Raw genomic sequence first — 12426 nt, forward strand, 5'->3', positions numbered from 1 at the left:
TATATTGAATTGACAAGATGATATCTAAGATTTTCTCTATAGCTTTAGATTTGTTAACAAGTAGCAAATATAGAACAATAGAGTTTTCTGAAATCAGCTTTAGGTCGGCATTATAAAACATCTTAGAGACTTCTGGTAGATTTATTAGCTATAGCGTTCAAGTAGTGATTTTAAACCACCTTGATATCCTGAACCAACAGCATTAAGACGCCATTCACCATCTTTACGGTAAAGTTCTGCCATGATTAATGCTGTCTCTACAGAATAGTCTTCAACAAGGTCATAGCGTACTGCTTCTTGTTTTGTTTGAGCATTTACAATACGCACAAAAGCATTTTTAACTTGACCAAAGTTCTGATTACGTTGCTGTGCTTCATGAATAGTTACAGTAATAACTATTTTTTGAACATCTGCGGGTACTTTTTTAAGATCAACTTTGATAACTTCATCATCTCCCTCACCTGCACCGGTAAGATTATCTCCCATGTGCTGAAGCGATTTATTAGAGTCGGGACTTGTGAGGTTATTATAAAAAATAAAGTGGTTGTCAGAAATAAGTTTTTCGTTAATACCTAACATGAACACTGAAGAGTCTAGATCAAAGTCATAACCTGTATCTGTAGCTTTAACGTCCCATCCAAGTCCAATAAAGACATCTGTTAAGCCAGGAGCAACTTTTTCAAGTGAAACTCTTTGTCCTTTTGTTAGTGAAACTGCCATAATTTTTCCTTCCTATTTATAGCAAATGGATACACCAAGTAATCTTTTTATTGTTACTTTAAAATGATTGAATAATTGTGAATGTCAACAATAAATTAATCGCTTATGGCACTGGCTTTTAGAAAAAAATCACCAGTAATTATTTAATTTTTGAATTGGCTAGTTTTTAAGATTGATTTTGTCAACCTAGTTTTTTATTATAATTAGCCAAAGAATTTTATCTATTTGGCAGTGAGTGATAACAAACACACTATAGAATTTAATGTATGTCATATTTGTTATCCGCTCTATCGTAGTCACCTTCAATAAGCACTGAAATCAGGAAAAATACGTAAACTCAAAAACTCCATTTTTGAGGTTCTTAATAAATGAGGCATACGCTGTCTGAATAGCGTATCTAAAGACATATAGGAATCCGGTTTGATTTCTAAAATTATTTGTGTAGGGAGGGAACAGGCAGCAGTAAAGAAGGCTCTTGAAGTTGTACTGAGTTTTTTCAAAAATCAAATACTAGTCCTATAGGGAGTTTAAGTTCATAATCATTCTGCATCCTGATTTCTTCCATTCTGGAAGAGCGTATTTCAGAGGCTAAGGATTATGCAACTTAAAGATAGATTAGTTTATTCTCTCCACAATGCCACTTGCTGTTTCAGTTCGCTCATATCCAAATAATCGTTAGCAAAAGCTTTACGTAAAAGTGAATGAGGAATAAAACCATCATATTTTTGAATTTCCGGTGCTTCTAAGCTACTGACTAAATCTTCTGGAATAATTCTTTGTTCGCACAATGAAGCAATTTCACGATAAAGATATTTAAATTTATCCTTGCCTAATTTAATTGTCAAATAATAGGGATTTACGCCGCCAAGACTTGTAATTTCTAACGATTCCCGACAGTATGAGTTGAGTAATCTTTCTAACGTGCGATAAGCAACCGTACCTATCCAAGGAAAAATACAGCATTTACCTTTTTCTAATTGCAAAATATTCTGCTTATCTAATCCAGCGTACTGCGCTAATTGACGAACTTGATGTAAACTTTGCAAAGCATTTGGTTGCAAGTAACTGTACTCAATATTCTCAAATAAGACTTGCTGCATTCGTTGCAAAACTTTGGTATGAATAGTCCCACCACCACCACGCCAATAAATACTAGATTTACCCTCACCTTGTTTAACAAAAATAGCCTTTTTCTTAAAATCAACTTCTACAACTTCCCAACTTCTGCCAGCTAAAGCAAATTGATTGCCAACAGGAAGTGGCGTGACGATACTGCCAATTTCTGTTGAACCTTGCTTAACAATATATTCTTGCTGTTCCGCAAATACAGCATAAAATTGAAATTTCCTCACCACCTTTTCTCCTGCCAAACCCAGGATTAATTTACCTTTTTCAGTATGCTGAATATGATCAATATCAATTAAATAGCGGAGCAATAATTGTAAATCCTCTTTGGAAATGGCAGCAAAAGGTGGCAGACTAAAAATTTGTTTAGCTAGAGCATTAGTTGAAATTTCTCCTGCTGCTGTTAAAATACTCATTGTTTGGTGATAAAGCAAACTCAAAGGATATTTAATAGCTCTGATTGGTTCAATCCATTTTTCCTCTAAATAAAGTTGAATAATAGCAATACACTGTAAAAGTTGCCAGGGGATTTGTTCTGGTAGAGAAGCTTCTGATAATGGCTGATCTTCAGCGCAGACAAAACGCATATCAGCAGCTTCACCTCTTCTACCACTGCGTCCCAAGCGCTGTAAAAAGCTAGCTACAGATAAGGGTGATTCTAACTGAATTACTCGCTCTAAATGACCGATATCTATGCCTAATTCTAGAGTCAGAGTGGCGGCGGTAACAGCTGGATTGTTAGGTTCACGCATCGCATTTTCAGCAGCTTGCCGCAAACTAGCAGATATACTCCCATGATGCACATGATATATATCTGGTAGTCCTTGTTCTGTGGCAATTTTTCGCAAAGATGCAATTACAGATTCGGTTCGTGTGCGATTATTAGCAAATATCAGGCATTTACGAGACTTACTGAGGTTGAAAATATATTTTTCATCGTCTGTCGTCTCTGATTTATCTACTTCATCAGTAATATAGAAATGTTCTACAGCTAGTTTTATTTGACGTTTTATACCATCAATTTTTGGTGTAATAACTGGCTTATCTGTTCCCGAACGCAACCATTCTTCAGCTATTGAGTAATCCCCAAGAGTTGCCGACAAACCAATACGACGTGGTTGCTTTTGTGTCAACTTTGCTAAACGTTGTAATTGGCAAATAATTTGACAACCGCGTTCTGAACCCATAAAGGCGTGAATTTCATCAATGATGACAAACCTTAAATCACCGAATAAACGGAGTAGGTCGTTATTTTTGTTAATTAGCAAACTTTCTAGAGATTCTGGGGTAATTTGGAGAATGCCTTGAGGGTTTTTTAAAAGTTTGTTTTTTCGAGTTTGTGAAACATCACCGTGCCAGTGCCAAACGGGAATATCTGCTTCTTTGAGTAAGTCGTTGAGACGCTCAAATTGATCGTTAATTAAAGCTTTGATTGGACTAATATATAATGCGCCAATTGTAGCAGAAGGGTTGGCATGTAATAGAGTCAAAACTGGTAGAAAAGCTGCTTCTGTTTTACCAGCAGCAGTTGCAGCAGTAACTAGCAAGTGAGCATTAGTGTCAAATATAACTTGACAAGCGGCAATTTGAACTGGACGTAATTCAGTCCACTGGTGATGATAAATATATTCTTGGATGAAGGGTGCAAGTCGGCTAAAGGCATCGCTCATATTTTTTATGAATAAAAGTGTTAGTAAAACTACTCCTTGGTATTTCAGAACCCTCGAATCATGGATCAACGAGTTCCATGCTTGGAATTACCGATCGCTACCCTTAAATTTCTGCCGTAGAGATTCAACGACAAGAGTATTGCTGGCAGAAGTTCCACCTACTATGTCATATATGGAGATTGTTGCTTAATTATTTTATGTCTATTCAAGTCTACGGAATTCCCAATTGCAGCACTTGCAAAAAAGCTTTGACGTGGCTCCAACACAACAACATTAACCATGAGTTTATCAACACCAAAGATACTCCGCCGACTCGTGAGATGATTCAAAGCTGGGTAAAGTCTTTGGGTTTTGCTCCTATGCGAAATACCTCCGGTCAATCCTACCGCGCTTTAGGAGATGAAAAGAAGATTTGGGCTGATGAACAGTGGGTTGATGCATTCACTCACGATGCAATGCTGCTCAAACGTCCACTTTTCGTCAAAGATGGAACAGCTGTGCTGGTTGGTTTTAAAGATGAGGGAATAGTTCGGGAAAAATTAGATTTAGCTTCAGGAGTGCTGAGTTCTGATTCCCTATAGTTTTACATCATAACCCCCTGCCGCGAAACAGCGGGCAGGGGGTTAGGGGTGCGGTTCAGTACTTACTTAACCGAGAATCGATATAGCGCGATCGCCTTTTTAGATTTGGTGCGATCGGAAGCCAATAGGACCTTCACCAGAATATGTTGTAGTTCCAGTTAGGGTCTTCCCACCATCACTAGATGTGACGTTGAGCGCTACTACATTCTGTCCCACACGAGCACCGATTATCCAAGTTCCACCAGGATTCCACGGCGCTGTATTACCACCCCACTGGTTTTCTACTGTGTAGTTGTTGCTGCCGACAATGTTACCTTTAAAGCCGATGGGGCCTTCACTAGCATAAGTGATAGTTCCAGTCAGGGTTTTACCGCCGTCGTTCGATGTAATATCGATCGCAACAACATTTTGATTTGACCGAGAGCCAAGTACCCAAGTCCCACCAGGATTCCACGGAGCAGATGAGCCTCCCCATTGGTTTTCCACATTATAGATACGGCCATCAACAGCAGCACTCTTAAAACCGATGGGGCCTTCACCAGCATAAGTGATAGTTCCAGTCAGGGTTTTACCGCCGTCGTTGGATGTAATATCGATCGCAACAACATTTTGATTTCCCCTAGAGCCGAGTACCCAAGTCCCGCCGGGATTCCACGGAGCAGATGAGCCTCCCCACTGGTTTTCTACGTTGTAGTTGTCACTCCCAGTTAAGGTAGCCTTAAAACCGATGGGGCCTTCACCAGAATATGTTGTGGTTCCAGTAAGTGTCTTGCCGTTGTCATTGGATGAAACTTTGAGTTCGACAATGCGCTGATCTGCTCTAGCTCCAATTACCCATACTCCACCAGGATTCCACGGAGCAGAGGCACCACCCCACTGATTTTGTACATTGTATAGATTATTAGCATTAGTGGTTGTTGTAGCTGTCATTGTTTTCCTCCAAAGTTTTGATTGTTTTAGTCAAAGTGAATCTATAGCAATCCAATTCGATCGCGGAAAAAATTACGCACAATTAACACTACCTTTGCCAATTTACAAGGCTTGACGTAGAACAAACCTAGATACCAAGCCTTTGGCAAAAGTATTTCAAGCAGCAAGTATTAATCTTTTATCCTGCCGTGATTATACTAGTACACCCATAGCTAAAATGACAAGAGTACTTAAGAAAATTTTCATAAAAATGTTGTTTTGTTTTACCAACCGAGGCGTGACGTACTTAGTAGGGACGCAAAGACTTGCGCTCCTACGACAGGTGTGGTTCAAATACATAAAAACTGCTGTAAGACGGGATAAATCGCGTCTCTAAATCTGGATTTTGGGCTGATCTAAACTGTATTGGTACAGTTCGGTACATTAGTTATACTTGTATTTGCAAAAGTAATTGCAAGTGTTTTGTAAATTCCAACAAGCCAACTCACGCTGCCCAACTTCATAGCAGCATCGGCACATTTGGACAACTAGTAACTTGGATTGCAAGAGATAAGCTTGTAACCCAGGTTACACACCCAGATACTAAATCTGAATTCTGATGAGTTATCAAAAAGCAGTACTTTGGAAAATTTTGCCGATTTTTACTCCTATTGACTCAATGCAGATTAACATCCGTCAGTCAAACTGAAGTAATAGGTGCAAGTATATGAATGAGGCAAAAACCATGAATAAGCATAAGGAAACATTACGTGTCATCCTTGCTATATCCATCATTGTGGTTGGAGTGACACACTTTGTTATCCCAGAACCGTATGTCAAAATTATGCCACCACAACTTCCTTACCCTTTAGGATTAGTTTATCTCAGTGGCTTTTACGAAATTTTAGGTGGTATTGGGTTATTAGTTCCGCCTGTAAGTCAAGCTGCTGCTTGGGGACTTATTGCTCTTTTTATTGCGGTTTTCCCTGCCAATATCAACATGGCAGTTAATCACATTCAGCTAGAACATATACCAAACTCACCTTGGGTACACGTAGTTAGACTTCCTTTTCAAGCCGTTTTAATTGCTTGGGCTTGGTGGTACACAAAATCTTCGTTTGGCGAAAAACAAGCTTCGATCGTTCCTAAGTCATGGATTCCCAAGGAACTAGAATGAGAATAAGTGCGTTTTTTATATCTGAATCATGCGCCTTACAACTTTATTTGGAATAACACTCTCATTAGCAATAGGTATTGGAGGAGTTAGGCTTCCAGTGACTCAAGCTGTGCAGCTTAGAGATGGCCTAGTCTATTTCGTCCAACCGCCAACACTTGTTAACGCAACAACTACTTACAAAGAGGTGAATGTCTGGGGCGCAACTTACTACTTCACTATCAATGTGCCGGAAAATGCTGGAGAATCCCTCCAGAAGGTAACGATCGCACAAAAAGAGGGGTCAGAAAACATCCGCTACAATCTTGATGATACCCGTGCATTTGTCGGAACACGCGATCGCAAAGAAACGCAACTGAAACTAGGCCCAGTCACAAACGACCGCGACACACGGACGGTTTTTGTAAACTTTGACCCACCTGTAACTCCAGGACAGACAATTACCATCGCCCTCCGCCCTGTGAGTAATCCAAGCTTTTCTGGTGTTTACTTATTGGGTGTTACTGCATTCCCTGTGGGTGAAAAATCTCACGGTCAATTTCTTGGCTTTGGACGGTTTCAGTTTTACAGCAATAGGGGAAGTTGGTGGTTCCGATAGAGGGAATAGGGGATAGGGGATAGGGAATGGGAAACTTGTACTGAGCGCAGTCGAAGTATGGGGAATATTTTCTACAAGTACGGCGTTGGGGATGGGTGTGGAAATATTTGTGAGATGTGTGGAGAAGTTTTTGAATTAATTGAGTAGGTGTAAATTAGCTGTTTTTTTACCGTGTTTAATTTACACCCAACTTTGCCAAGAAATTTCTCTTACTTGTCGCATTCGCTCAAAGTCGCTATCAGATGAAACAAGAGTCAATGAATGACGTAAAACTGTAGCAGCTATCCAGAGGTCATTTTCACTAATGCCTATGGTATTTAGTTTGGTTGTTTTACGTTTATTTTTTTCTTTTGGGCCGAATTGTTTGATAATTTCTGATTTAAAATCACCGTAGATTTCTGTTATTTCTTTGTCGATCCCGTATAGGTTAATTCGTTTGAGAAATGCATTAATTTTTATTAAATTAGCAGCTTTTTGATGTGAGTTTTGTGCCATAAAGTGCAACTCACCAGCAACAATAACACTGGTTGCTAATTGTACCTGACCAAGCGATCTCAAGTGATTTACAACGCTAGGCACACCTTCCATCAAGAAGGAACAGTGATTAGTATCTAAGAGATACATAATTAAAATTCTAGAGGTATGCGACTGTCATGAACTAGTTGCAGGCATTCTCTAATATCTGAACCTTCCCAACTACCGACAAATTCTAATAAATCTTCAGCAGTAGAACCTGTTAAGGTATGCTCTGTTGTAAGCGTTTGAGCAGGTTGAGTATCTGAAGATAAGCTGTGTGTTTGATGTTTGACTTGCAAAAATTGTACAAAGTCTAAAATTTCCTGTAATAAGGGTTCAGATAATTTTTCTAATTCTTGGTTAATTTGTTCTTTAATAGTCATTATTACCCCTGTGTTTACATGGTTGAAAAACTGGGTATTGAATTATATATTATCTAATGTCGATTGCGGTTTTTGTGTTTGGGAAGTATACGCCCTAGTGCATTGCCTATTTAAACAGTGCCAAGTAACGAAAATCTAGAACCCGCAAGGCTTTATGGAATATATCTTGTTCACAAAGTTTTATAAATCTCGAAAACCTTTATAGATGACAATTTACAAGTCTGGACGCGAGAGAAGAAGTATATGAGGTCATCGTTTTTCGGTTTCGTTTAGAAATTCGCCATCCGTAGAATAATAAAACTTTTTCTTTTTCATTTTCTGTTGCTAGGGGAGCCGGGAGATGCCCCTGGGTATAGTCTAGCGAATAGTTGTATTCATCCTTTGATAGCCACTCTCCGTTTTTGCGCCAGCCTAAGCGATCGCCCAAAAGACACTCCGTTTCATAATCTACTTTGCCACCGCATTCTAGCCAAATGCGTTTTTGTACGCTAAAGCCAAAATGACCTTTGCTGTATTTTACCCACAATTGGTCAATTGTGCGTAAGTCTGTGCAGGGAAAATTTTCAATGGATTTATAATCAAGCTTGCCTTGCTGTTCTCTTTTGGCTACTTTCAGCATGACTCTGGTGGTTTCTTGGTTTGCTGCTTTCCATTGACCCGCTTTGAGCAAATTTTCTAGATTTTGGTAATATACCCCCACGTCTGAAGCTAATATCACTTCTGTTAAATTAGCTTGCGAGGAGGAGAGTAAATTCAACCACTCTTCCATTGTCTGGGGTCGATCTTTTGCCTCTAATGCCATGCCTTGCAGAATCGCTTCATTTACAGCATCACTAAGACTAGGGACAAGTTGCTTTGGTGGTACTAATTCCTCTTGATCGTACTTACGGTCAAATGAATTGGTGGGGCGTTCTCCAGTGATGGCATAGTACAAAGATCCAGCTAAACAGTAGACATCAACTGTTGAGTGACGAATCCCTTTGCGTGTTAACTCATAGGGCGCAAATACCCTGTTACCAAAAGACCTAGACAGGGTACTCGGTGGGGACATATCGCCGGCAATACCAAAGTCTATCAACACTGCTTTGCCAGAGTTAGGAATCCCTGAATTAAAGTTGAGCATAATATTGGGAGGAGTGACATCAAGATGTAAAACTCCTTTTTTATGTACATCTACCAAAGCTAAACCCATTTGGCGGATGTATTTTACAGCTTCAGTTTCGGGTAATTTCCCTTGGCGTTGCACGTATTCCCATAAACTCTCACCTACTATATATTGCATTTCTAAGCAGTAGCGACCATCTTCTTCAACAAAAAAGTCGAATACTTGCACAATATGGGGATGTGAGTCTGTACAACACATTGCTAGCATCTGTGCTTCTTTTTTGAAGCGTTCAAGATATTTGGGATAGTCTGGATCTCGTTGGACGCTGATGTTGGGGGTTTTGATGACGACTCGGCGGTTTAGCTTGGTATGCATTGCTTGGTAGGTAAGTGCAAAACCACCACCACCCAAGTATTTTTCTATTTTATATTTGCCGTTGTATATTAGCTGTCCGTCTTGCCAGAACATACGCCCAGATTTATTGATGGCTAATGTTGATTGTGACACGCTTTTTGTGAGTTCTCGTGGTTGGCGTTGCTGAACAAGCTCACGCAGCACTTCGACTACGCTCAGTGACCGGCGCAGAGAAGAAGATTGAGGTGTTCTGGCTACTGCTGAACTAACTATCGGAGTTGTAAAAGCAACTAATGTAACTTGAAAACTAGCTTTTGGAGTCGCAAAAGCAACTAATGCGACTTGAAAACTAACTTTTGGAGTCGCAAAAGCAGCTAATGCGACTTGAAAACTAACTTTTGGAGTCGCAAAAGCAACTAATGCGACTTGAAAACTAACTTTTGGAGTCGCAAAAGCAACTAATGTGACTTGAAAACCAACTTTTGGAGTCGCAAAAGCAACTAATGCGACTTGAAAACTAACTTTTGCGTAAGTCTAGCCTATTACCTATTTTGTGGTTTAGCGGAAGATGATGGCGTTTGTTGTGTTGGTGGATTGATAGGTGCTGATTTGTCTGAGAACCAATCTTTGAATAAATCTGTGCCGTCTTTGACTCCTGATATCAAAGCTGCAAATAATGCTAATACACCCATAATCTCTAATATCCACGCCCACAAGGGTTGTGTCCAAGGAAGTTTGGGAAGAGAAAAACCTGCTGTTTTGAAACCCAATTCTTTTAACCAGTGCTTCCACTGTTTCGGGACGGTTGTCGGGTTGTAGTTCCATTGCGTGGAGAATGGCATCATTGACGCGATCGCTAATCCGATCGTTCAATTTGTTAGGTGGAATTAAACGCTTATTGTTATCTTGGCGCTCAATAGCACTTTCTGGCAGTTTTCCTGTTAATAAAAAATATAAAGTTGCCGCAAGAGAATAAATATCAGTCCAAGGTTTACGTCGCGCCTGTTGTCTAGGAGAGTTGGAATACAGTTCAATTGGTGTAAATTTGTCAACCAAGTTACCGCGACTTGACACTGGGTTATCAACAAATCTTCGTGCTAAGTCGAAGTTTATCAAAACAACCTGATGCGTACCTGACCGCAAAATGATATTTTCTGGTTTCACATTTCGATGTAAAAATCCTTGTTCATGCACTACGATGAGTGCTTTTCCAATTTGTTGAATATAATCTACGGCCTCTTTTTCAGGAAGAAATCCTCGCGGGTGGACAATCTTGGCTAAATTATCTCCTTGAATATACTCCATGACCATGCATTTTAAATCACCTTCCTCGAAGGTATCAATCACTTGGACAATATTCGGATGTTTGCATATAGCTAGTTTACGGGATTCATCAGCAAAACCTGATTTTAAGCGATCGCGGTCTTCGTTACTTAATTGATTGAGCAAATTGGAATCCAATGTTTTAATTACAACTTCCTTGGCATCCCGATCCTCAGCAAGATAAGTAATAGCAAAGTTACCCTGTCCTAACTGTTGTTTAATTTCATACCGATCGCGGTGTAACTTTTGTCCAGATGCCCAAGTCATTAGTTGATTATCTCAGAGAGTTGTATTAATTTTTGCATATAGCAATTCTCCTGTGGATGTAATACAGCTTCTCTCAACAAATGTTCTGTAGCTTGTACCCTGACATCTAATAGTGAAGCTGTTATGCTTCAAAAAATATAATATGACGCGATCGTAGAAGTTGTGTTATAAAAACGGGCAAAGTCTTACAAAATACGAAAATCTTTACTGTGAAGCTTTTTCGGTAAATGCGTAATTTTTACATCAATGGCATCAAATGCTACTGTAACCAATCGAGCCTTAGCGTTTAATCATCAGTAATCTTTAAAAAATTGAAAAAATAATGTTAAGTATACCTATTAACTTAAATTTACCTCGTACACCCAATTTAATAACTTCCTTACCTGGGCCTCGCGCTCAAGCAATTGTACAACGCGATCGCGCCGTAACTTCCCCTTCTTATACCCGCGATTACCCATTAGTTGTATCTCGCGGTCAGGGCTGTATGGTAGAAGATGTGGATGGCAATGTATTTCTGGATATGACCGCAGGTATTGCCGTTACCGCCACTGGACACGCTCACCCGGAAGTCGTCAAGGCAATTCAAGAACAGTCGGAACGGCTGCTGCACATGTCAGGGACAGATTTTTATTATGAGCCGATGGTGGAACTAGCGGAACAATTAGCAATTCGCGCTCCCTTTCCCCACCCACAAGGTAATGCTGCATTTCCTGCAAAAGTATTTTTCACCAATTCCGGGGCGGAATCGAACGAAGGAGCCATCAAACTAGCTCGATATTACACCAAGCGATCGCTAATTGTGGCATTCTTAGGTGCATTTCACGGACGCACTTATGGGGCAATGTCTCTCACTGGTTCCAAAGCAGTGCAACGAGCTAATTTTGGGCCTTTAGTTCCTGGGGTAACTCATATCCCTTATGGCACTCACGCTAGTTTAGATTATCTGGAACAACAGCTATTTACGACAATTTTACCACCGCAAGAAGTAGCAGCGATCGTCGTCGAAGCGATTCAAGGAGAGGGTGGTTATATCGTCCCCGAAGATGGTTTTTTGCAGCGAATTCGGGAGATATGCGATCGCCACGGTATTCTGATGGTAGTGGATGAAGTACAAGCGGGGATGGGGCGGACTGGTCGCTTATTTGCGATCGAGCATTGGGGTGTTATGCCTGATATTATTACCACTGCTAAAGGTATTGCCAGTGGTTTGCCATTAGGAGCGATACTTGCCAGACCAGAGTTAATGACTTGGCCTCCCGGTTCTCACGCTACTACATTTGGCGGTAATCCCGTAGCTTGTGCTGCTGGTATTGCCACACTGCGATTGCTGGAAAGTGGTTTGATGAGCAACGCTACCCAGATGGGCGAATTATTACAAGCTAGTCTTACCGAGTTGCATCAAAGATTTCCGAGAGTATCGCCGCCACGAGGTAAAGGTTTGATGGTAGCCGTGGATTTATTGGATGAACAGGGTAATCTCGATCATAAATTGCGCGATCGCATTATTCAAGAAGCTTTTTTACGCGGTTTATTATTGCTAGGTTGCGGTAAAGCAGCAATTCGTTTCTGTCCCCCTCTAGTTATCGACAGCGACCAAATTCACATAGCCCTTCAGATTATCAGCGAGATTTTAAGTTCTTAAAAGATGAAGGGAGTGGGGAATAGGGTGCAGAAGTAGATTTCTTAACTTTTGACCCTTTC

12 protein-coding genes are annotated in these 12426 nt (G+C 40.2%); 5 read left to right on the plus strand and 7 right to left on the minus strand.

Annotated features, from left to right (window positions below; all coding sequences use genetic code 11):
- Positions 1–144: 144 nt before the first annotated feature.
- On the minus strand, positions 145–720 hold the full coding sequence (locus tag V7K53_RS02520; RefSeq protein ID WP_335196081.1) for a TerD family protein: 576 nt from the start codon (positions 718–720) through the stop codon (positions 145–147).
- A 620-nt stretch (positions 721–1340) separates the two neighbouring features.
- Positions 1341–3515 carry a DEAD/DEAH box helicase gene (locus V7K53_RS02525; RefSeq protein WP_335196082.1) on the minus strand — a complete coding sequence of 725 codons (2175 nt, stop codon included), beginning with the start codon at positions 3513–3515 and terminating at the stop codon, positions 1341–1343.
- Between the two features lie 7 nt (positions 3516–3522).
- Here V7K53_RS02525 and V7K53_RS02530 point away from each other — a divergent pair, with 7 nt between their 5' ends.
- Together V7K53_RS02530 and V7K53_RS02535 are read left to right on the plus strand one after the other, a co-directional pair.
- A complete protein-coding gene (locus V7K53_RS02530; protein WP_335196083.1) occupies positions 3523–3705 on the plus strand; it encodes a hypothetical protein in 183 nt (60 codons plus the stop codon).
- Positions 3706–3712: 7 nt separating this feature from the next.
- Positions 3713–4096, plus strand: coding sequence for a Spx/MgsR family RNA polymerase-binding regulatory protein (locus V7K53_RS02535; RefSeq protein WP_335196084.1), 384 nt, complete (start codon positions 3713–3715; stop codon positions 4094–4096).
- 99 nt (positions 4097–4195) lie between these two features.
- Here V7K53_RS02535 and V7K53_RS02540 read toward each other — a convergent pair whose 3' ends face one another.
- Positions 4196–5026 (minus strand): lectin OAA family protein, encoded by an 831-nt coding sequence (locus V7K53_RS02540; protein ID WP_335196085.1) that lies wholly within the window; start codon positions 5024–5026, stop codon positions 4196–4198.
- 724 nt (positions 5027–5750) lie between these two features.
- On the opposite strand from V7K53_RS02540, the gene V7K53_RS02545 reads away from it, so the two are divergent.
- On the plus strand, positions 5751–6182 hold the full coding sequence (locus V7K53_RS02545) for a DoxX family protein (protein WP_335196086.1): 432 nt from the start codon (positions 5751–5753) through the stop codon (positions 6180–6182).
- A gap of 28 nt (positions 6183–6210) precedes the next feature.
- On the plus strand, positions 6211–6777 hold the full coding sequence (locus V7K53_RS02550; protein WP_335196087.1) for a DUF2808 domain-containing protein: 567 nt from the start codon (positions 6211–6213) through the stop codon (positions 6775–6777).
- Between the two features lie 180 nt (positions 6778–6957).
- Here V7K53_RS02550 and V7K53_RS02555 read toward each other — a convergent pair whose 3' ends face one another.
- The 4 genes from V7K53_RS02555 to V7K53_RS02570 all read right to left on the minus strand — a co-directional run bounded on the left by V7K53_RS02555 (position 6958) and on the right by V7K53_RS02570 (position 10725).
- On the minus strand, positions 6958–7401 hold the full coding sequence (locus V7K53_RS02555; protein WP_335196088.1) for a type II toxin-antitoxin system VapC family toxin: 444 nt from the start codon (positions 7399–7401) through the stop codon (positions 6958–6960).
- Between the two features lie 2 nt (positions 7402–7403).
- Positions 7404–7676, minus strand: a complete 273-nt coding sequence (locus V7K53_RS02560) for a DUF2281 domain-containing protein (protein ID WP_335196089.1) — start codon at positions 7674–7676, stop codon at positions 7404–7406.
- Between the two features lie 199 nt (positions 7677–7875).
- Positions 7876–9339 carry a serine/threonine-protein kinase gene (locus tag V7K53_RS02565; protein ID WP_335196090.1) on the minus strand — a complete coding sequence of 488 codons (1464 nt, stop codon included), beginning with the start codon at positions 9337–9339 and terminating at the stop codon, positions 7876–7878.
- Between the two features lie 354 nt (positions 9340–9693).
- A complete protein-coding gene (locus V7K53_RS02570) occupies positions 9694–10725 on the minus strand; it encodes a serine/threonine protein kinase (RefSeq protein WP_335196091.1) in 1032 nt (343 codons plus the stop codon).
- A 322-nt stretch (positions 10726–11047) separates the two neighbouring features.
- On the opposite strand from V7K53_RS02570, the gene V7K53_RS02575 reads away from it, so the two are divergent.
- Positions 11048–12367 (plus strand): acetyl ornithine aminotransferase family protein, encoded by a 1320-nt coding sequence (locus V7K53_RS02575; RefSeq protein WP_335196092.1) that lies wholly within the window; start codon positions 11048–11050, stop codon positions 12365–12367.
- The last annotated feature ends 59 nt before the right edge of the window (positions 12368–12426 follow it).

The organism is Nostoc sp. (assembly GCF_036917355.1).
Classification (GTDB): domain Bacteria; phylum Cyanobacteriota; class Cyanobacteriia; order Cyanobacteriales; family Nostocaceae; genus Nostoc.

Coding starts and splice junctions, on each gene's coding strand:
- V7K53_RS02575 (WP_335196092.1), top strand. CDS start 11,048: ATGTTAAGTATACCTATTAACTTAAATTTACCTCGTACACCCAATTTA.
- V7K53_RS02550 (WP_335196087.1), top strand. CDS start 6,211: ATGCGCCTTACAACTTTATTTGGAATAACACTCTCATTAGCAATAGGT.
- V7K53_RS02525 (WP_335196082.1), bottom strand. CDS start 3,515: ATGAGCGATGCCTTTAGCCGACTTGCACCCTTCATCCAAGAATATATT.
- V7K53_RS02520 (WP_335196081.1), bottom strand. CDS start 720: ATGGCAGTTTCACTAACAAAAGGACAAAGAGTTTCACTTGAAAAAGTT.
- V7K53_RS02530 (WP_335196083.1), top strand. CDS start 3,523: ATGAATAAAAGTGTTAGTAAAACTACTCCTTGGTATTTCAGAACCCTC.
- V7K53_RS02540 (WP_335196085.1), bottom strand. CDS start 5,026: ATGACAGCTACAACAACCACTAATGCTAATAATCTATACAATGTACAA.
- V7K53_RS02560 (WP_335196089.1), bottom strand. CDS start 7,676: ATGACTATTAAAGAACAAATTAACCAAGAATTAGAAAAATTATCTGAA.
- V7K53_RS02535 (WP_335196084.1), top strand. CDS start 3,713: ATGTCTATTCAAGTCTACGGAATTCCCAATTGCAGCACTTGCAAAAAA.
- V7K53_RS02555 (WP_335196088.1), bottom strand. CDS start 7,401: ATGTATCTCTTAGATACTAATCACTGTTCCTTCTTGATGGAAGGTGTG.
- V7K53_RS02570 (WP_335196091.1), bottom strand. CDS start 10,725: ATGACTTGGGCATCTGGACAAAAGTTACACCGCGATCGGTATGAAATT.
- V7K53_RS02545 (WP_335196086.1), top strand. CDS start 5,751: ATGAATAAGCATAAGGAAACATTACGTGTCATCCTTGCTATATCCATC.